General features: G+C 59.4%; 21 protein-coding genes. 15 read left to right on the top strand and 6 right to left on the bottom strand.

Annotated features, from left to right (window positions below):
- Window positions 1–28: 28 nt before the first annotated feature.
- Both deoR and ybjG read right to left on the bottom strand, forming a co-directional pair.
- Window positions 29–787, bottom strand: a complete 759-nt coding sequence (gene deoR, locus KB890_RS06040; RefSeq protein WP_004151717.1) for a DNA-binding transcriptional repressor DeoR — start codon at window positions 785–787, stop codon at window positions 29–31.
- A 101-nt stretch (window positions 788–888) separates the two neighbouring features.
- Entirely contained in the window at window positions 889–1,482 is a 594-nt protein-coding gene (gene ybjG / locus KB890_RS06035) for an undecaprenyl-diphosphate phosphatase (protein ID WP_020323877.1), read from the bottom strand.
- A 327-nt stretch (window positions 1,483–1,809) separates the two neighbouring features.
- On the opposite strand from ybjG, the gene kdeA reads away from it, so the two are divergent.
- A complete protein-coding gene (kdeA, locus tag KB890_RS06030; protein ID WP_004141972.1) occupies window positions 1,810–3,042 on the top strand; it encodes a multidrug efflux MFS transporter KdeA in 1,233 nt (410 codons plus the stop codon).
- Between the two features lie 37 nt (window positions 3,043–3,079).
- Here the strand turns inward: kdeA and KB890_RS06025 are convergent, their stop codons facing one another.
- Window positions 3,080–3,892, bottom strand: a complete 813-nt coding sequence (locus KB890_RS06025; RefSeq protein WP_009308237.1) for a Cof-type HAD-IIB family hydrolase — start codon at window positions 3,890–3,892, stop codon at window positions 3,080–3,082.
- The gene (locus KB890_RS06020; RefSeq protein WP_004151719.1) at window positions 3,892–5,094 is read right to left on the bottom strand and encodes an MFS transporter; all 1,203 of its coding nucleotides are present in this window, start codon (window positions 5,092–5,094) and stop codon (window positions 3,892–3,894) included. The genes KB890_RS06025 and KB890_RS06020 overlap by 1 nt, the downstream gene beginning before the upstream one ends.
- Window positions 5,095–5,176: 82 nt before the next feature.
- On the opposite strand from KB890_RS06020, the gene KB890_RS06015 reads away from it, so the two are divergent.
- Window positions 5,177–5,740 (top strand): TetR/AcrR family transcriptional regulator, encoded by a 564-nt coding sequence (locus tag KB890_RS06015; protein WP_004141969.1) that lies wholly within the window; start codon window positions 5,177–5,179, stop codon window positions 5,738–5,740.
- A gap of 177 nt (window positions 5,741–5,917) precedes the next feature.
- Here KB890_RS06015 and KB890_RS06010 read toward each other — a convergent pair whose 3' ends face one another.
- A complete protein-coding gene (locus KB890_RS06010) occupies window positions 5,918–7,603 on the bottom strand; it encodes an aspartate:alanine antiporter (protein WP_004147745.1) in 1,686 nt (561 codons plus the stop codon).
- 266 nt (window positions 7,604–7,869) lie between these two features.
- On the opposite strand from KB890_RS06010, the gene ybjM reads away from it, so the two are divergent.
- Window positions 7,870–8,253 carry an inner membrane protein YbjM gene (gene ybjM / locus KB890_RS06005; RefSeq protein ID WP_002896351.1) on the top strand — a complete coding sequence of 128 codons (384 nt, stop codon included), beginning with the start codon at window positions 7,870–7,872 and terminating at the stop codon, window positions 8,251–8,253.
- A gap of 6 nt (window positions 8,254–8,259) precedes the next feature.
- Here ybjM and KB890_RS06000 read toward each other — a convergent pair whose 3' ends face one another.
- A complete protein-coding gene (locus KB890_RS06000) occupies window positions 8,260–8,523 on the bottom strand; it encodes a GrxA family glutaredoxin (RefSeq protein ID WP_002896352.1) in 264 nt (87 codons plus the stop codon).
- Window positions 8,524–8,725: 202 nt separating this feature from the next.
- On the opposite strand from KB890_RS06000, the gene KB890_RS05995 reads away from it, so the two are divergent.
- The 12 genes from KB890_RS05995 (at window position 8,726) to KB890_RS05940 (ending at window position 19,847) form a co-directional block, all read left to right on the top strand.
- Window positions 8,726–9,013, top strand: a complete 288-nt coding sequence (locus tag KB890_RS05995) for a YbjC family protein (protein ID WP_008805812.1) — start codon at window positions 8,726–8,728, stop codon at window positions 9,011–9,013.
- The gene (gene nfsA / locus KB890_RS05990; protein WP_004179133.1) at window positions 8,997–9,719 is read left to right on the top strand and encodes a nitroreductase NfsA; all 723 of its coding nucleotides are present in this window, start codon (window positions 8,997–8,999) and stop codon (window positions 9,717–9,719) included. The genes KB890_RS05995 and nfsA overlap by 17 nt, the downstream gene beginning before the upstream one ends.
- A gap of 114 nt (window positions 9,720–9,833) precedes the next feature.
- The gene (rimK, locus tag KB890_RS05985) at window positions 9,834–10,736 is read left to right on the top strand and encodes a 30S ribosomal protein S6--L-glutamate ligase (protein WP_002896363.1); all 903 of its coding nucleotides are present in this window, start codon (window positions 9,834–9,836) and stop codon (window positions 10,734–10,736) included.
- Window positions 10,737–10,824: 88 nt separating this feature from the next.
- Entirely contained in the window at window positions 10,825–11,304 is a 480-nt protein-coding gene (locus tag KB890_RS05980; RefSeq protein ID WP_002896365.1) for a type III secretion system chaperone family protein, read from the top strand.
- A 348-nt stretch (window positions 11,305–11,652) separates the two neighbouring features.
- Window positions 11,653–12,765 carry a spermidine/putrescine ABC transporter substrate-binding protein PotF gene (gene potF, locus KB890_RS05975; RefSeq protein ID WP_002896368.1) on the top strand — a complete coding sequence of 371 codons (1,113 nt, stop codon included), beginning with the start codon at window positions 11,653–11,655 and terminating at the stop codon, window positions 12,763–12,765.
- Between the two features lie 163 nt (window positions 12,766–12,928).
- Complete coding sequence (gene potG, locus KB890_RS05970; protein WP_002896370.1) at window positions 12,929–14,062, top strand: putrescine ABC transporter ATP-binding subunit PotG; 1,134 nt, start codon at window positions 12,929–12,931, stop codon at window positions 14,060–14,062.
- Between the two features lie 10 nt (window positions 14,063–14,072).
- Window positions 14,073–15,026, top strand: a complete 954-nt coding sequence (gene potH, locus KB890_RS05965) for a putrescine ABC transporter permease PotH (protein ID WP_002896371.1) — start codon at window positions 14,073–14,075, stop codon at window positions 15,024–15,026.
- Window positions 15,023–15,868 carry a putrescine ABC transporter permease PotI gene (gene potI / locus KB890_RS05960; protein WP_002896372.1) on the top strand — a complete coding sequence of 282 codons (846 nt, stop codon included), beginning with the start codon at window positions 15,023–15,025 and terminating at the stop codon, window positions 15,866–15,868. Before potH ends, potI begins: the two co-directional genes overlap by 4 nt.
- 57 nt (window positions 15,869–15,925) lie before the next feature.
- Window positions 15,926–16,414, top strand: coding sequence for a YbjO family protein (locus KB890_RS05955; RefSeq protein WP_002896376.1), 489 nt, complete (start codon window positions 15,926–15,928; stop codon window positions 16,412–16,414).
- A gap of 41 nt (window positions 16,415–16,455) precedes the next feature.
- A complete protein-coding gene (gene rlmC, locus KB890_RS05950; RefSeq protein WP_002896378.1) occupies window positions 16,456–17,583 on the top strand; it encodes a 23S rRNA (uracil(747)-C(5))-methyltransferase RlmC in 1,128 nt (375 codons plus the stop codon).
- A 78-nt stretch (window positions 17,584–17,661) separates the two neighbouring features.
- Complete coding sequence (locus tag KB890_RS05945) at window positions 17,662–18,378, top strand: response regulator transcription factor (RefSeq protein ID WP_002896380.1); 717 nt, start codon at window positions 17,662–17,664, stop codon at window positions 18,376–18,378.
- Window positions 18,375–19,847: a sensor histidine kinase gene (locus tag KB890_RS05940; protein WP_002896382.1), complete on the top strand. Its 1,473-nt coding sequence runs from the start codon at window positions 18,375–18,377 to the stop codon at window positions 19,845–19,847. Before KB890_RS05945 ends, KB890_RS05940 begins: the two co-directional genes overlap by 4 nt.
- Window positions 19,848–19,930: the final 83 nt, after the last annotated feature.

Raw genomic sequence — 19,930 nt, 5'->3', positions numbered from 1 at the left:
CGCCCTGCGGGGCGCGGGCAGCGACGCTTCAATACAGTAGGGAAATCTGCTGCGCCTTCGCCAGCGCGACCAGCTCATCATCCGGGCAGATATCGCTGGCGATCACGTCAAATTTCGCTAACGCCCCCATGCGCGCCGGACGCACTTTGCCAAACTTGCTGTGGTCGACCACCAGCACGTGATAGCGCGCGTGACGCATCGCCCAGTGCTTAACCGGCAGCTCTTCCAGGTTATAGCAGGTCGCCCCCTGCTCGCAGTCGATCCCCGCCGCCGAGTAAAAGGCGATATCAGGGCTCAGATGGCTGAGGGTATCCTCAAGGCTCAGCGGCATAAAAATCGCGTTGCTGGCATGAAACTCCCCACCGCACAGGACCGCGCGGCACTGGGGTTTTTCCTGCAGGGCCAGAAAGGTGTTCAGGGAGTAGCAGACGCCGGTGAAGGGCAGGGCATCGTCAATGGCGTCAATAATCCACGGCGTGGTGGTCCCGCAGTCGAAGAAGGCCATCTGATGGGCCTCCAGCAGCGCGGCCGCATGGCGAGCGGCACGGCGTTTTTCCTCGACCAGCCGGGTTTTTTGATCGCTGAGCAGATAATGGGTGGCGCTGCGCGGCTCCAGCACAATGTATCCGCCGAGCAGCACAACCGGGCCGCTGTGGCCATTGAGGTCGCGACGAATGGTCATTTCCGACACCCCAAGCAGGGAAGCGGCTTCTTTCAGATGCAGCTTATCGCTGCGTTTAAGTGCCTGAATGAGCTGACTGATACGTTCGTCACGGCGAGTTTCCATATTCCCTCTGCGCTAAAATCGCCCTGCGGGGGCAGGGCGTTAGCGGGATTTTACCTGTCGCTTGCGGGTTAGTCACGCGGTGGCCGCAGCGACGGCGGCGTTTAGCCGCGCACCCAACCTTTGCGGATTGGCAAGGAGAAGCAGAGACGATACAGCCGCTGCAGCTGATGGTATAGCGCCGGGCCGAACGTATGCCAGATCAGCGCCGCGCCAAGGCAGCCGCACATCCCGGCCAGCAGCCCGCCGACCATATCCAGCGGCCAGTGCACGCCGAGATAGACACGGGACCAGGCGATGGCGGCGGCAATGGCCATCAGCAGGGCGCCGGACCACGGGCGATGCCAGAACAGGAAGGCCAGGGCAAAGGTAAAGCTGACGGTGCCATGGTCGCTGGGGAAGGAGTCGTCCGCCGCGTGGTGCAGGAAGTTATAGCCTACGCCGGCGACAAACGGCCGATCGTGCGGATAGAGGTGGCCGATCGCCCACGACACGGTCAGGCTGATCGTCAGCGCCAGCATCAGCTTAAACACCATCTGCCGCTGGGCAGGCCCCCACAGCCACAATGTCACCACCAGCAGAGGTACGATCAGAATCAGATCTTTAGCGATGAAGATCGCCATCTCAATGGCCCACTGCGGCGAGGCAGGCGTCGCGTTGAGCAGGGCGAACAGCGCATAGTTAATATTTTCCAGCATAGACTTCCAGGCTCGTTGGTCCGATAGCAATTAAGCCGCCTACCCTAAATAAAAGCGGTGCGGAGATAAAGGCGGCATTGTCTTAAAGATCAGGTTGTTATGAAATCCACTACCATAAAGTCTACGGCTAACAGCCTGAAAAACGTCAGTATATCGTTTGTCACATTGCTGAAACATAAACGGAATATATACACAGGCTGAATAACAGGGGAGAGGCAGGACGATGGCGCACAGCTCGTAATATTGTGCGGTGTCACCCACAATTCACTATCTCCGCGCCGGGAGTTTCATTACACTTTGCGCGATTTTTGATAGATAAGAGATTTCATGCAAAATTATTCGCTTTCAGGCCGCCGCCTCGGAAGGCAGGCGCTGTTGTTCCCGTTATGTCTGGTGCTGTACGAATTTTCCACTTATATCGGCAACGATATGATTCAGCCGGGCATGTTAGCCGTGGTGCAGGAATTTCAGGTGGGTAACGAATGGGTACCTACCTCAATGACTGCCTATCTGGCAGGCGGCATGTTTTTACAGTGGCTGCTGGGGCCGCTGTCGGATCGTATTGGCCGCCGTCCAGTGATGTTGACCGGCGTAGTATGGTTCATCGTTACCTGCCTGGCGACGCTGCTGGCGCAGACCATTGAGCAGTTTACCCTGCTGCGCTTCCTGCAGGGGATCAGCCTGTGCTTTATCGGCGCGGTGGGCTATGCGGCGATACAGGAGTCCTTTGAGGAGGCGGTGTGTATCAAAATCACCGCCCTGATGGCTAACGTGGCGCTGATAGCCCCGCTGCTGGGGCCGCTGGTGGGCGCCGCCTGGGTGCATATCCTGCCGTGGGAGATGATGTTTGTCCTGTTCGCCGTGCTGGCGGCCATCTCGTTCTTCGGCCTGCAGCGGGCGATGCCGGAGACCGCGACGCGGCTGGGCGAAAAGCTGTCGGTGAAAGAGCTGGGCCGCGACTATCGGCTGGTGCTGAAGAACCTGCGCTTCGTCGCCGGCGCGCTGGCCACCGGCTTTGTCAGCCTGCCGCTGCTGGCGTGGATTGCCCAGTCGCCGGTGATTATTATCAGCGGCGAACAGGCCACCAGCTATGAGTACGGCATGCTGCAGGTGCCGATTTTCGGGGCGCTGATTGCCGGCAACCTGGTGCTGGCGCGCCTGACTGCGCGCCGGACCGTGCGCTCGCTGATTATCATGGGCGGTTGGCCGATCATGTTTGGCCTGATCCTCTCTGCGGCGGCGACCGTGGTCTCTTCCCACGCTTATCTGTGGATGACGGCCGGTCTGAGCTTCTACGCCTTCGGGATTGGCCTCGCGAACGCCGGCCTGGTGCGTTTAACCCTGTTCGCCAGCGAGATGAGTAAAGGCACGGTCTCGGCGGCGATGGGAATGCTGCAGATGCTGATCTTCACCGTCGGCATCGAGCTCAGCAAACATGCTTACGAGCTGGGCGGCAACGGGCTGTTCAGCCTGTTTAACCTGCTGGGTGGGGTACTATGGCTGGGGCTGATGATTTACTTTCTGAAAGATAAAAGCGTCGGCAATTCGCAGCAGGGGTAGTTGTTTTCAACCCGGATGCGCTCGCATCCGGGTCTTATCAGGCGAACGGCACTTCGCGATCCAACACCTTATCAATAATCTGCAGGACACCTTCTTCGTTGTTATGCGGCGCCTGATAGCGGGCGACGGCTTTGACGTCTTCCCGGGCGTTGGCCATGGCAAAGCCAAACCCGGCGTGCTGCAGCATTTCGATATCGTTGCCGCTGTCGCCGAACGCCACTACCTCGTGATCCTCAATGCCCCAGCGCTGCTGCAAAATGCGCAGCCCGTTGGCTTTGTGCACACCCGGGATAATTAAGTCGATGCTGCCGTAGCCGGTGGCCACCGCGGTGACCATGTCCCCCAGTGCCGCGTGCAGCTTCGGCTGAATTTCCGGGATCAGGCTGTCTGGCACGTTGAGACCAAATTTGAGGATGGTGTCATCGAGATGGTTAAAATCATCCACCAGTTCTAGGCGGTGATAATACTTCGCCGCCACCGTCTTCAGCGCGTCGTTGTAGCGATTGAGGGTGTAGGCGCTGCGCTTCCCGCAGGCGATGATTTCGATATTCGGCAACGTCTGCAGATGGTCGACCACGGCGTTGAAGTGGTGAACCGGCAGTTGGCAGTTGAAGACGTCTTCATTGCCGCTCACCACCCAGCCGCCGTTTTCCGCCACGAAGGCGATCTGATGGGCGATCTCCGGGAAAAAGGAGATCAGCTGATAATATTGGTTGCCGCTGGCGACCACGAAGCGAATATTCTGTTCGCGCATTCGCTGGTACTGGGCGAGGAAGCGCGGCCGATTGTAAGTTTTGGCATCGCTTAAAAAGGTGCCGTCCATATCCACCGCAATCAGTTTGATGCTCATTAGCTGTTCTCCATAACGGGTTCAGATTGTGGCTTAGCCACCGCGCGGGCGACCAGCGCCGCCACCATCACCAGACCCAGCACCACCATCATGGCGCTGCGCAGGCCGAAGTGTTCGCCGAGGAAACCCAGCAGTGGCGGCCCGACGAGGAAAGCGAGATAGCCGGTGATCGCCACCACGCTGACGCGCTTGGGCGCGTCCGGCCCGGTATCGCTGGCGGCGGAGATGGTCAGCGGGAAGCCGAGCGAGGCGCCAATGCCCCACAGCAGCACCGAGATGCCCGCCACCCAGGGGTTATCGACGAAGATGATCAGGCCTATGCCGAGGGCGCCCATCACTGCGCTGCCGCGGACCACCGCCACCCGGCTGTAGCGATCGATAAACCAGCCGCCGGTAAAGCGGCCCAGCGTCATGCCGAGGGTGAAACCGGCATAAATCAGGGAGCCGGAGGTGGGGCTAAAGCCGTGGCCATCCACCATCAGCAGCGGCAGCCAGTCGTTGGCCGAGCCTTCGGCAAAGGCCATCGCCAGGACAATGACGCCGATCAGCAGCAGCTGCGCGTCGCGCCACACCGGCAGACCTTTCGCCTCACCGTGGGCGACTTCGGCGGCATTTTTACCGGTGCCGTCGGGAATGGCGCGGATAGCAATGGCGATGGGCAGGATAGCCACCAGCGCAGCCGCCAGAATGTGCGGGGCGGCCGGCAGACCGAATCCGGTCACTGCCATGCCCACCCCGGCGCCGAACAGGGTGCCAAAGCTGTAGAAGCCATGCATCATCGGCAGCACCGTTTTATTCATCTCCCGCTCGATGGCCGCGCCTTCGACGTTAATAGCGACCTCTGCGGAGCCGAAGCTGGCGCCGAAGATAGCCAGACCGAAGGCGAACAGCGGGGCGGAAGTGACCCACAGCGCCAGGCTGAGCACCAGCATGCCAAGCACGGCGAAGGACATGGTGGTGCGGATGACCTTGCGGGTACCAAAGCGCTTCACCAGCCACGCCGAGCAGAGAATACCGCTCATCGACCCCACCGACAGACCAAACAGCACCACGCCCATCTCTGCGGTGGATAGCGCCAACAGATCGCGGATCGCCGGCGTGCGGGTGGCCCAGGAGGCCATTAACAAGCCGGGGATGAAAAAGAACATAAACAGCGCCCATAGCCGAAGCTGCAGCGCTCTGCGCGAGGATTGCGTCGTCATCCGTAAACGCCTTAAAGGAGAAGAGTGAAGACAACAGTAGCAAGTATGTGTACATTTGTACATAAACCGGAAGAGGAAAATCATGGCCCGTAGACCAAACGATCCGCAGCGCCGCGAGCGCATCCTGCAGGCGACGCTGGATACCATCGCGGCGCACGGCATCCATGCGGTGACGCACCGTAAAATCGCCACCTGCGCGAATGTGCCGCTGGGATCGCTGACCTACTATTTCAGCGGCATTGAGGCGTTAATTGAGGAGGCGTTCAGCCTGTTTACCGCCGAGATGTCGGCGCAGTATCAGCAAGGCTTCGTCGGGGTAACGAACCGGGAACAAGCCTGCGATGCCATCGCGGATCTGATCTTCAGCGCCCAGGTGACCACGGCTCGCAATATGGAGCTGATGTACCAGCTGTACGCGTTCTGCAGCAGTCAGCCGGCGCTGAAGGCGGTGATGCAGAACTGGATGCGGCGCAGCCAGCAGACGCTGGAGCAATGGTTCGCCCCCGATACCGCCCGCGGTCTCGACGCCTTTATTGAAGGGATGACCTTGCACTTTGTCACCGACCGCGCGCCGCTGTCGAAGGCGGCAATCCGCATGATGGTCGGGCAGCTGGCGGGGGAGAGGGCGCAGGAAGAGGGGCGCTGAAGCGGCGTTTCACCCGGAATGGCTAAACGCAGGCAACAAAAAACCCATCAACCTTGAACCGAAGTGGCGGGGTTGATGGGCTCCACAAAATGGGGACATCAAAGAAAAGCAGTGGCATTACTTATGACTGATGCCCTGAGAAAAAGTTCTGCCTGTGACGGCTTTTTTCTCAAAAAATTATTGTAGCCCTGGCCAGATGATCACGATGAGCGTCCCGGCAAGGGTAAGCAGCACGTTGGCGATGGCGTAGGTGCCTGCGTAGCCGAGCGCTGGAATATTGCTGCGCGCGGTATCGCTGATGATCTCCATCGCCGGGGCGCAGGTGCGGGCTCCCATCATGGCGCCGAACAGCATCGCCCGGTTCATGCGCAGCACGTAGGCGCCGAACAGGAAGCAGATCACCACCGGCACCAGGCTGACGATAAGCCCTGCCGCCAGCATCTGGCCGCCGACGGCGCCCAGCCCGTTATTGATCCCGGCCCCGGCGCTGAGACCGACCCCGGCCATAAACACCATCAGACCAAACTCTTTCACCATGTTCAGCGCCCCCTGCGGGATATAGCCGAAGGTTGGGTGGTTGGCGCGGAGGAAGCCAAGCATGATACCGGCGAACAGCAGGCCGGCGGCGTTGCCGATGCCGAAGCTGAAGGAGCTGAACTGGAAGGTGATCATGCCGATCATCAGGCCAACGATAAAGAAGGCGCAGAAGGCCAGCAGATCGGTCACCTGGCTGTGAATGGAGATAAAGCCGATGCGGTCGGCCACGGTTTTTACGCGGCGGGCGTCGCCGCTGACCTGCAGCACGTCGCCTTTGTTCAGTACGACGTTATCGTCGATAGGCATCTCGATCTGGCTGCGAATAACCCGGTTTAAGAAGCAGCCGTGGTCGGTAAGCTTGAGCTGCGCCAGGCGGCGGCCGACGGCGTTGTGGTTTTTGACCACTATCTCTTCAGTGACGATGCGCATGTCGAGCAGATCGCGGTCGAACACCTCTTTACCGTTGCGGAAGCTCGGGTCGAGGCGGGCGTGGGCGTCCGGGTAGCCCACCAGCGCAATATCGTCACCCATCTGCAGCACCGCGTCGCCGTCCGGGTTGGCCAGAATACCGTTGCGACGAATGCGTTCAATATAGCAGCCGGTCTGGCGGTAAATACCCAGTTCGCGCAGATTTTTGCCATCCGCCCAGGCCACCAGCTCCGGGCCGACGCGGTAGGCGCGGATCACCGGCAGGTAGACTTTACGTTTGGAATCGGTATCGAGGCCGCGCTCGCGGGCGATTTGCTGGGCGCTGGTCTGCAGATCCTGATGCTGCAGCTTGGGCATATAGCGGGCGCCGACGATCAGGCTCACCAGACCAACCAGATAGGTCAGGGCATAGCCGAGGCTCAGATGGTCAAGCGACTGCGCCAGCTGATCGCTGGGCAGGCCGAAATGGCGCAGGGTGTCGCCCGCGCCCACCAGCACCGGGGTGGAGGTCATGGCGCCTGCCAGCATACCGGCGGTGAGCCCGATATCCCAGCCGAACACTTTACCCAGCATCATGGCGATCAGCATCGCGCTGCCGACCATCACCAGCGCCAGCATCAGGTAGTTTTTCCCGTCGCGGAAAAAAATAGAAAAAAAGTTGGGCCCGGCTTCTACGCCAACGCAAAAAATAAACAGCATAAAGCCGAGATTAAGGGCATCGGTGTTAATCGCGAAATGCTGCTGGCCTAATAATAGAGAAACGACTAAAACGCCAATGGAATTACCAAGTTGTACTGAGCCGAGACGCAGTTTTCCCAGGCATAGTCCTAATGCAAGTACAACGAATAATAACAGGATGTAATTCCCGTTTAACAAATCTGCGACGTTTATATTCACGAAAGCCAACTTCTCATTTACTAGTAAGTTGTTGAAGGAAATGGTTATTTGGTCTAAGGTTGCTCAGGCGTTCGCGTTGTCGCGAACCTATTCTGGCACCCTGTTATAACCAGCAAAAATATACCGCTAGTTTAATCCTTCCTGGATGCGGCGGCTAGTGACAATCGTTTTTAGGCTGGTAGGGGAGTTATTGGCATGGATTGCCGAAATGCTTTATCTGACTGGGCGACGTGGACGTGAGTTAGAGGCAACATCAGGAGGATACGGTGAAATCTGAGCGTAGTTGGGCCGGCATTATCTGTGGCTTCGTTCTGTTCATTGTGGTGTGCTTATCGTTGTTGTTACATATGAAAGGGGCATTTCGCGCCAGCGGCAACCCGGAGCTGGGCCTGCTCTTCTTTTTGCTGCCAGGGGCGGCGGCGAGCTGTCTCTCTCCCGGACGGCGGGTGCTGCGTCCTTTGCTCGGCGCGATACTGGCGGCGCCGGTCTGCATGGTGACGATGCGGCTGTTCTTCGTGACCCACCGGACGTTCTGGCAGGAGATGGCGTGGGTGTTGAGCGCCGTGTTCTGGTGCGCGCTTGGGGCATTGTGCTTTTTGTTTATCTGCGCCTGGCTTGATACCTGGCGCAGTCATTCATCGAGCAAATAAATTGACTCAGGCAAACAGGCCGAGATTCTCTTTTGCCCAGGCTTCAAAATCGGTGCAGCCGCCGATGTGTTTCTGGTCGACGAAAATCTGCGGCACGGTTTCAACCGGTTTGCCAACGGTTTTTTCCAGGTCAGCTTTGCTGATGCCTTCGGCATGAATATCCACGTAGCGGTAGTTGAAATCATCACGCTCGTTGGTCAGTTTTTCTGCCAGTTCTTTAGCGCGAACGCAGTAAGGGCAGCCTGGACGACCAAAAATAACGGTAAACATTGCTTCTCTCCTTAAACCTCAGCCGGATGGCGAATGGCGCTTATGATGCCTGCAACGGGCGGGGAGGGAAAGAAGGTTCTGCCTTTTACTTCGATGGTTTACGGCTATGTTTGATAAATGTCGGACTGTCAAAACCCGTATACTGGCCCGACGGCGCGGTGGAATTGGCTGGCGCGCCGCGTTTATCAACCGGAGAGGCGTGATGCGAAAATTTGCCCCATTGCCGAAAAGCATTCTGCTGGTTGAGATCCTCGGGATGGGGCTGTTAACCCTCGCCTGGCTCTCCCTTAACCAGTATGTCCAGCTGCCTGCGCCCATTGCCAGCCCGACCGCGGCGCTGGTGATGCTCTTTGCCGGGATCGTGCTGATGATCCCCGCCGCCATCGTCGTGATGTGGCGGATGGCGCAGATCGTGGCCCCGCAGTTAACGCACTCTCCAAAGCCTGAATCCTTGTCTGACAGAGAAAAACGTAATGACGCCGACCATTGAGCTGCTGCGCAGCCACCGTTCCATCCGCCACTTCACCGATGCCCCCGTGAGCGACGAACAGCGCGCAGAGATTATCGCCAGCGCGCAAGCGGCATCTACCTCGAGTTTTTTACAATGCACCTCCATCATCCGTATTACTGACCCGGCGCTGCGTGAACGTCTGGTCCCGCTGACCGGCGGCCAGCAGCACGTCGCCCAGGCGGCGGAGTTTTGGGTCTTCTGCGCCGACTTTAATCGCCACCTGCAGATCTGCCCGCAGGCGCAGCTGGGGCTGGCGGAACAGCTGCTGATCGGCGTTGTCGATACGGCGCTGCTGGCGCAAAACGCGCTGACCGCCGCCGAGTCCCTCGGACTAGGGGGCGTCTATATCGGCGGGTTGCGCAACAGCATTGAGGCCGTCACAGAGCTGCTGGAGCTGCCGCAGCACGTCCTGCCGCTGTTCGGTCTTTGCCTTGGCTGGCCGGCGGATAACCCGGACATCAAGCCGCGGATGCCGGCGGCCATGCTGGTGCATGAGAACCGCTATCAGCCGCTGGATAACGCGCTGCTGGCGGAGTATGACGAACAGCTGGCGCACTATTATCTGTCGCGCGGCAGCAACGCCCGCCGCGATACCTGGAGCGACCATATCCGGCGCACTATCGTGAAAGAGAGTCGTCCGTTTATTCTTGACTATCTGCATAAGCAGGGGTGGGCAACGCGCTGATTACGTGTACACTGCTGCTCCGGCCAGGTGATATCCGCCGCCGGCCGCAGGAAAGGTGAAAGTGTGTTCGATAGCTGAGGCCCGCCAGAGCGGGTCTTTTCGCAGAGGTGCAGGATGAAAATTGCCATATTATCCCGGGATGGAACGCTTTATTCATGTCGGCGCCTGCGCGAAGCAGCGCAACAGCGCGGTCATCAGATCGAGATCCTCGATCCGCTTTCCTGTTATATGAACGTCAGCCCGGTGGCCTCGTCGATCCACTACAAAGGGCGTCAGCTGCCGCACTTTGATGCGGTGATCCCGCGCATTGGCTCGGCGATCACCTACTATGGCACCGCGGCCCTGCGCCAGTTTGAGCTCCTGGGAAGCTATCCGCTGAACGAATCGGTCGCTATTACCCGCGCTCGCGATAAGCTGCGCTCGCTGCAGCTGCTGGCGCGCCAGGGCATCGATCTGCCATTGACCGGCATCGCTCACTCCCCCGATGACACCAGCGATCTGATCGCCATGGTGGGCGGCGCGCCGCTGGTGGTGAAGCTGGTGGAAGGCACCCAGGGGATCGGCGTGGTGCTGGCGGAGACCCGCCAGGCGGCGGAGAGCGTGATCGACGCCTTTCGCGGACTGAACGCTCATATTCTGGTGCAGGAATACATTGCCGAAGCGAAAGGGTGCGATATCCGCTGCCTGGTGGTCGGCAATGAGGTGGTGGCGGCGATCGAGCGGCGGGCGAAAGAGGGGGATTTCCGCTCTAACCTGCACCGCGGCGGCATGGCCACGGTGGCGCAGATTAGCGACGAGGAGCGGGCCATTGCCATCAAGGCAACGCAAACTCTCGGGCTGGACGCCGCCGGTGTCGATATTTTACGCGCCGCCCGCGGGCCGCTGGTGATGGAGGTGAATGCCTCGCCGGGGCTGGAAGGGGTGGAAACCACCACCGGCGTGGATGTCGCCGGCAAGATGATCGCCTGGATCGAGCGCCAGGCGACGCCGGAATTCTGTTTGAAAATAGGCGGCTAACCGCCGGATGCAAGACGGCCATGGTATGCGGCGCTTTTTTTGCGTAAGCTATGGCGTCGTTTTTCCACTGTAAGAGGTCACAGGCACTATGGATTCACTGGTCGTTCCAGGTCTGGATACGCTACGTCGCTGGCTGGACGAAATCGGCATCAGCTTTTTTGAGTGCGATTCCTGTCAGGCATTGCACCTGCCGCATATGCAGAATTTCGACGGTATTTTTGATGCCAAAATTGACCTGGTGGACAACGTGGTGCTCTTTTCCGCCCTGGCGGAGGTGAAGCCGTCTGCCCTGCTGGCGCTGTCGGCGGATCTCTCGGCCATCAACGCCAGCTCGTTAACCGTGAAGGCGTTTATCGACATTCAGGACGATAATTTGCCCAAGCTGGTGGTTTGCCAGTCGCTGTCTATCGGCCCAGGGGTGACCATGGAGCAGTTCGCCTGGTTCTTCCGCCAAAGCGAAGAGCAGATCTCGATGGTAATCCTCGAAGCCGGCGCAAATCAGCTGCTGTACAAAGGCGAAGAAGAAGAGCCTGCGGCGGAAAACGTACAATACCATTTTCTTCACTAAACCTGCCTAAAATTAGCGCAGCCACTACCGCAGCGGCTGCGTATTACCCGCTTTTATTCTGCATTTAACCTTTCTTTAAAGCATTATTCACCGCCATTCAGGCCGTTTTGGCTTATCACGTAGACCGTTATTGCATAAAAATTTGATAAAAGGCGTTTTTTTACCTGGGCTATAGCCTCTTATTCTGGCTACAGTTATTCTGGCGATGCTTCCAGTTGCGAGCAACCACTCCGGGAGAGATCCGCTCTCCTTTTCTCAGGCAATGAAAAAATATGCATGATTTTTGCATGCGTAGAAATGCGTATATTTGAGCCCGTAAGTTAACGGGCGTTGAGAAGGAAAAGAGATATGACCGCCTTTGGTAAAAAATGGTTAACAGGTCTGGTTACGGGTGCGCTGATGGCCGTCTCTGCCGGTTCGCTCGCCGCCGAACAAAAAACCCTGCATGTTTATAACTGGTCTGATTATATCGCGCCGGACACGGTAGCGAATTTCGAAAAAGAGACCGGGATTAAAGTGGTGTATGACGTTTTTGATTCCAACGAAGTGCTGGAAGGCAAATTAATGGCGGGTAGCACCGGTTTCGACCTGGTGGTGCCGTCGGCAAGCTTCCTCGAACGCCAGCTGGCGGCGGGCGTGTTCCAGCCGCTGGATAAAAGTAAGCTGCCCAACTGGAAGAACCTTGACCCCGAAGTGCTGAAGCTGGTCGCCAAGCATGACCCGGAGAATAAATACGCCATGCCTTACCTGTGGGCGACGACGGGCATTGGCTACAACGTGGATAAGGTGAAAGCCGTTCTCGGCAAAGATGCGCCGGTGGACAGCTGGGATCTGGTGCTGAAGCCGGAGAACCTCGAAAAACTGAAAAGCTGCGGCGTCTCCTTCCTCGACGCGCCGGAAGAGATTTTCGCCACCGTGCTGAACTACCTCGGCAAAGATCCGAACAGCAGCAAAGCGGATGATTACACCGGCCCGGCGACCGATCTGCTGCTGAAGCTGCGGCCGAACATTCGCTACTTCCACTCTTCGCAATATATTAACGACCTTGCCAATGGCGACATCTGCGTGGCGATCGGCTGGGCAGGGGACGTCTGGCAGGCGGCCAACCGCGCGAAAGAGGCGAAGAACGGCGTCAATGTCTCCTACTTTATTCCGAAGGAAGGCGCGCTGGCGTTCTTTGACGTCTTTGCCATGCCGGCCGACGCGAAGAATAAAGATGAAGCCTATCAGTTCCTTAACTATCTGATGCGTCCGGACGTCATCGCCAAAATCAGCGACCAGGTGTTCTACGCCAACGGCAACAAGGCTTCCACGCCGCTGGTCAGCGAGACTATCCGTAACAACCCGGCGATTTATCCGCCAGCGGATGTGTTCGCCAAACTGTTCACGCTGAAGGTGCAGGATCCGAAGATTGACCGCGTGCGCACCCGCGCGTGGACCAAAGTGAAGAGCGGCAAATAATTCCTGACGGCCCGTCGAATACGGGCCAAATCAGATCTGCACTCGCCGGGAAATAGCAGCGCGCCCGGCGAGCAGAAGCACCAGGATGGTGCAAATGCACTGTTAAGCACGAAGTATGGCACCGGACCATATGGTGATCGTTTTTTTGCCGGAGAGCACCCGATTGAACGACGTAATGCCCCGCCCACAGGCGAAAGCCCCCAAAGCGCTGACCCCGCTACTGGAAATCCGTAACTTAACCAAGTCGTTTGATGGCCAGCATGCGGTCGACGACGTCAGTCTCACTATCTACAAAGGCGAAATTTTTGCTCTGCTGGGCGCGTCAGGCTGCGGGAAATCGACGCTGCTACGCATGCTGGCGGGCTTTGAACAACCGACCGCCGGGCAGATTATGCTCGACGGCGTGGATCTGGCGCGCGTGCCGCCCTATCAGCGGCCTATTAATATGATGTTCCAGTCCTATGCCCTGTTTCCCCATATGACCGTTGAGCAGAATATTGCCTTCGGCCTGAAGCAGGACCGCCTGCCTAAGGCGGAAATCACCGCCCGGGTGCAGGAGATGCTGGCCCTGGTACATATGCAGGAGTTTGCCAAACGTAAGCCGCACCAACTCTCAGGCGGCCAGCGGCAGCGCGTCGCGTTGGCGCGCAGCCTGGCGAAACGGCCCAAGCTGCTGCTGCTTGATGAACCGATGGGGGCGCTGGATAAAAAGCTGCGCGATCGCATGCAGCTCGAGGTGGTGGATATTCTTGAGCGCGTTGGCGTGACCTGCGTGATGGTGACCCACGATCAGGAAGAAGCGATGACCATGGCGGGCCGTATCGCCATCATGAATCGCGGCAAGTTTGTGCAGATTGGCGAACCGGAAGAGATTTACGAGCACCCGACCACCCGCTACAGCGCCGAGTTTATCGGCTCGGTGAACGTCTTTGAAGGGCTGGTGAAGGAGCGGCTGGAAGACGGTCTGGTGCTAAGCTCGCCGGGACTGATGCATCCGCTGAAGGTCGACCCCGACGCCTCGGTGGTGGACAACGTGCCGGTCTGGGTGGCGCTGCGTCCGGAGAAGATCATGCTGTGCGATGAACCGCCGGCGGACGGCTACAATTTTGCCGTCGGCGAGGTGATTCATATCGCCTATCTGGGGGATCTCTCTATCTATCATGTGCGCCTGCAAAGCGGGCAGATGATCAGCGCCCAGCTGCAGAATGAACACCGCCATCGGAAAGGGACGCCCACCTGGGGCGATGAGGTGCGTTTATGCTGGGATGCTGACAGCTGCGTTGTGCTGACGGTGTGAGGAGAGGGCGATGAATACCGTTGAATCCCCGTCAGGGGCGAAAAAACCGGGCGGCTTCGCGCTCTGGGCGGCGCGCCTGCAGATGGCGCATGGCCGCAAGCTGGTGATTGCGCTGCCCTATCTGTGGCTGATCCTGTTGTTTATGCTACCGTTCCTGATCGTGTTCAAGATAAGTCTTGCCGAGATGGCGCGGGCGATCCCTCCCTACACCGAGCTGATGGAGTGGGCGGACGGCCAGCTGACGCTGACGCTTAACTTTGCCAACTTCCTACAGTTGACTGACGATCCGCTCTATTTTGAAGCTTATCTCCAGTCGCTGCAGGTGGCGGGTATCTCGACGATCTGCTGCCTGCTGCTGGGCTATCCGCTGGCCTGGGCGGTGGCGCACAGCAAGCCGTCGACGCGTAATATTCTGCTGCTGTTGGTGATCCTCCCGTCGTGGACCTCGTTTTTGATCCGCGTCTATGCCTGGATGGGGCTGCTGAAGAGCAACGGGGTGTTGAATAACTTCCTGCTGTGGTTAGGGGTTATCGATCAGCCGCTGGAGATCCTGCACACCAACCTGGCGGTGTACATCGGTATCGTGTATGCCTATCTGCCGTTTATGGTGCTGCCTATCTACACCGCGCTGACCCGCATCGACTATTCGCTGGTGGAGGCCTCGCTGGATCTCGGCGCCCGGCCGCTGAAGACCTTCTTCCAGGTGATCGTCCCGCTCACCAAAGGCGGCATTATCGCCGGCTCCATGCTGGTGTTTATCCCGGCGGTCGGCGAGTTCGTGATCCCGGAACTGCTGGGCGGGCCGGACAGCATCATGATTGGCCGCGTGCTGTGGCAGGAGTTCTTTAACAACCGCGACTGGCCGGTCGCCTCGGCGGTGGCGATTGTCATGCTGCTGTTGCTGATCGTGCCGATCATGTGGTTCCACAAGCACCAGCAAAAACAGATGGGAGAGCAGGGATGAACGACTTGCCGGTAGTACGCTCGCCGTGGCGCATTCTGATCCTCGTGCTCGGATTCACCTTCCTCTACGCCCCGATGCTGATGCTGGTGATCTACTCGTTCAACAGCTCGAAGCTGGTAACGGTCTGGGCCGGATGGTCGACGCGCTGGTATAGCGAACTGTTCCACGATGATGCGATGATGAGCGCGGTAGGATTGAGCCTGACCATCGCCGCCTGCGCGGCGACGGCGGCGGCGATCCTCGGTACCATCGCCGCGGTGGTGATGGTGCGCTTTGGGCGTTTTCGCGGCTCCAACGGCTTCGCGTTTATGATCACCGCGCCGCTGGTCATGCCGGACGTGATCACCGGTCTCTCGCTGCTGCTGCTGTTCGTGGCGCTGGGACATGCCATCGGCTGGCCGTCGGACCGCGGCATGTTGACCATCTGGCTGGCGCATGTCACCTTCTGTACCGCCTACGTGGCGGTGGTGATCTCCTCGCGCCTGCGCGAGCTGGACCACTCTATTGAAGAGGCGGCGATGGATCTTGGCGCCGCGCCGCTGAAGGTCTTCTTCGTCATCACGCTGCCGATGATTATGCCGGCGGTGATCTCCGGCTGGCTGCTGGCCTTCACGCTGTCGCTGGATGACCTGGTGATCGCCAGCTTTGTCTCCGGTCCCGGGGCCACGACCTTGCCGATGCTGGTCTTCTCCAGCGTGCGCATGGGAGTCAACCCGGAGATCAACGCCCTGGCGACGCTCATCCTCGGCGTGGTCGGTATTGTTGGTTTTATCGCCTGGTATTTGATGGCCCGCGCAGAAAAGCAGCGAGTGCGCGATATCCAGCGTGCAAGACAAGGCTGAACCACCTAAAATCGGTACAGCAGCCTCCGGTCGGCGCCACCCTGTGGCGCCGTTTTCATGGAAGACATTACGTTGGGATTGTTTACGAAAACTCGCTCATCGCATGCCCGCCTTAACGTCCCTGCGCTGGTGCAGGTGGCGGCCTTTGCTATTATTTTGATTCGTGGCCTGGATCTGCTGATGATCCTTAATCTGTTGGGCCTGCAGGGGCTGAACGAATTCATACACCGCAGCGTTCAGACCTGGAACCTGACGCTGGTCTTCCTCGGCAGCCTGGCGCTGGTGTTTATCGAAATCTGGTGCGCCTTCTCGCTGGTGAAAGGGCGCAACTGGGCGCGCTGGATCTATCTGCTGACGCAGATTATCGCTGCCGGCTACCTGTGGGCGGCATCGCTGGGCTACGGGTATCCGGAGCTGTTCAGCATTCCCGGGGAATCAAAACGAGAAATTTTCCACTCGCTGGTGATGCAAAAACTGCCGGATCTGCTGGTTCTGACGCTGCTGTTCGTGCCGGCGAACTGCCGTCGCTTTTTCCGCCTGCAATAACGGTGATACAATCCCCGCCCCTGGATTTTTGAAGGTCAATTATGCATTGCGCACTCTACGACGCCGGCCGTTGCCGCTCCTGTCAATGGCTGGAGCGGCCGGTCCCGCAACAGCTCGCCGATAAAATGGCCGATCTGCGCACGCTGCTGGCGGCGATCCCGGTCGCAGCCTGGGGCGAGCCGGTCAGCGGGCCGGAGGCGGCTTTCCGTAACAAGGCTAAAATGGTGGTCAGCGGCAGCGTTGAGCGTCCGCTGCTGGGGATGCTGCACCGCGATGGCACTCCGGTGGACCTCACCGACTGCCCGCTCTATCCCGCCGAGTTTGCCCCGGTTTTTGCTGCCCTGAAGCCCTTTATCGCCCGCGCCGGGTTAACACCTTACAACGTCGCGCGCAAACGCGGGGAGCTGAAATACCTGCTGCTGACCGCCAGCCAGCAGGGGGAGATGATGCTGCGCTTCGTGCTGCGCTCAGAGGCCAAGGTGGCTCAGCTGCGCGCCGCGCTGCCGTGGCTACAGGCACAGCTGCCGCAGCTCAGCGTGATCACGGCGAATATCCAGCCGGTGCATATGGCAATCATGGAAGGTGAGCAGGAGATCTTCTTCACCGAACAGCAGGCGCTGGGGGAGGTCTTTAATGGGGTGCCGCTGTGGATCCGCCCGCAAAGCTTCTTTCAGACCAATCCGGCGGTAGCCAGCCGGCTGTACGCCACGGCCCGCGACTGGGTGCGCGCGCTGCCGGTCCAGCATATGTGGGATCTGTTTTGCGGCGTTGGGGGATTTGGCCTGCACTGCGCGACGCCGACGATGCGCCTGACCGGTATCGAGATCGCCCCGGAAGCCATCGCCTGCGCCAGACAGTCAGCCGCGCAGCTGGGGCTCAGCAATCTGCATTTTCAGGCGCTGGACTCCACGCAGTTCGCCACTCACGAAGCGGATGCCCCGCAGCTGGTGCTGGTTAACCCGCCGCGCCGCGGTATTGGCGCTGAACTATGCGACTATTTAAGCCGCATGGCGCCGCCCTATATTATCTATTCCAGCTGTAACGCCCGCACCATGGCGACCGATATCGCTCGTCTTAGCGGCTATCGCGTTGAGCGGGTCCAGCTGTTTGATATGTTCCCTCACACCGCCCACTACGAAGTGCTGACCCTGCTGGTCCGCGAAGTTTAAACAAAATGTGAAGGCTTTGCGCCGCTGAAATCGGGTAAGCTTGACGCAGCATGTTTTGTTATTGGTGGGGGGAATCTAATGGCCAAAACCATTCTGCTGGTGGAAGATGACGAGGATATAGCCACGCTGCTGCGGCTCAATCTTCAGGATGAGGGCTATCAGATCGTCCATGAAGCCGACGGCGGCCAGGCCCTCGCCCGGCTGGAGACGCAGGTCTGGGATGCGGTGATCCTCGATTTGATGCTGCCCGGCGTCGATGGTCTGGAGATCTGCCGGCGTATCCGCCAGATGACCCGCTACCTGCCGGTGATTATCATCAGCGCTCGCACCAGCGAAATGCACCGCGTGCTGGGCCTGGAGATGGGCGCCGACGACTATCTGGCGAAGCCCTTTTCATTGCTGGAGCTTATCGCCCGCGTCAAAGCGCTGTTTCGTCGCCAGGAGGCGATGGGGCAGAATCTGCTGATGGACGCCGGGCGCCTGTCCTGCCATGGCCTGAGCATCGACCCGCTGTCGCGCGAAGTGAAGCTGCGCGGCGAGACGGTGGACCTCACGCCGCGTGAATTCGACCTGCTGTATTACTTCGCCCGCCACCCCGGGGAAGTGTTTTCCCGGCTGGCGCTGCTGGAGCAGGTCTGGGGATATCAGCACGAGGGCTATGAGCATACCGTCAATACCCATATCAACCGCCTGCGCAGTAAAATCGAACGTGACCCGGCCGAGCCGGACATCATTCTTACCGTCTGGGGAAAAGGCTATAAGTTCGCCCCGGTGACGCAAGAGGCCGCCCCGTGATCCGCCGCCTGAGCCTCAGCCAGCGGCTGGCGCTGGTGGTGGTTTCCCTGCTGATGCTATGCGCGGTGGCGGTATGCGCCGTCCAGTTACACAGCAGCGCGCAGTATGGCAACGCCATGGTGCAGCGTCTGTCGTCCGGGCTGGCTCAACAGATTGTCGCCCGCGAGCCGTTGCTGGACGCCCACGGCGAGGTCAACCGGCAAACCCTGAAGTCGCTGTTTGACCGACTGATGACCTTTAATCCCAGCGTGGAGCTCTATCTGCTGTCGCCGGATGGCGACCTGCTGGCCGATGCGGCGCCGCCGGGCCATATCCAGCGCCAGCGTATCGACATGGCGCCGGTGCAGGCTTTTCTCACCGGCAGTGCGTCGCCGGTGTATGGCGACGATCCGCGCAGTCCCGACGGACGAAAAGTCTTCAGCGCCGCCCCGCTGCGCGTCGACGGCCAACTGCGCGGCTACCTGTATATCATTTTGCAGGGGGAGACGTTTAATCAGCTGGCGGCCGACGCCTGGCAAAAAACGCTGTGGAGCATTGTTCTGTGGACGCTGCTGCTGGTGGCCCTGTTTGGCCTGCTGGCAGGGGGGCTGGCATGGTTCTGGGTCACCCGGCCGGTCCGCCTGCTCACCGCCCAGGTGGCGGCGAGCGGCCAGGACAGCATCAGCGCCATCAAAACCCTGGCGGCCCGCAGGCCGGAGCCCCGGCCTGGTAACGAGGTGGCGGTGCTCGAGAACCGCTTTATTGACCTTGCCCGGCAGATTGCCGATCAGTGGGATCGGCTGGCCGACAGCGATCGCCAGCGCCGTGAATTTGTGGCCAATATCTCTCACGATTTGCGCACGCCGCTGACTTCGCTGCTGGGGTATCTGGAAACGCTGACCCTGAAGGATGAATGGCTGACCGCCGAGGAGCGCAGGCAGTATCTCACCATCGCCCTGCGCCAGGGGAACAAAGTGCGCCATCTCTCGCAGCAGCTGTTTGAGCTGGCGCGACTGGAGCATGGAGGCATTAAGCCGCAGCGCGAGCGTTTCGCGATGGGGGAGCTGATTTCCGACGTGGCGCAGAAGTTTGAATTAACTGCCCGCACGCGCGAGGTGAACCTGCATATTGATGTACCGGGACCGCTGCCGCTGATTAACGCCGATGTGTCGATGATTGAGAGGGTGGTGACCAACCTGCTCGATAACGCGATGCGGCATACTCCCGTCGGCGGGGAGATCCGTCTGGCGGTCTGGCAGGAGAATCAACAGCTTCAGGTCGAAGTGGCAGACAACGGAGCGGGCGTCGATGCCGCGCTGCGCGACGATCTGTTCCAGCGGCCGTCGGCGTTGTCTACCCAGGCATCGCGGGAGGATCGCGGTGGGTTAGGGTTGCTGATTGTAAAACGAATGCTGGAGCTGCACGGGGGCGATATCAGACTGGTGGAGTCGGTAAGCGGGGCGCGGTTCAGGTTCTTCGTGCCACTTTGAGAAATCGCCGGGTGGCGGCTACGCCTTACCCGGCCAACGGGGAAGAGCGGTGGCCGGGTAAGCGCAGCGCCACCCGGCGAAAA

Source organism: Klebsiella sp. P1954 (genome assembly GCF_018199955.1).
GTDB classification, from domain to species: Bacteria; Pseudomonadota; Gammaproteobacteria; order Enterobacterales; family Enterobacteriaceae; genus Klebsiella; species Klebsiella pneumoniae.
This window is presented reverse-complemented; position numbering and strand designations above follow the sequence as displayed.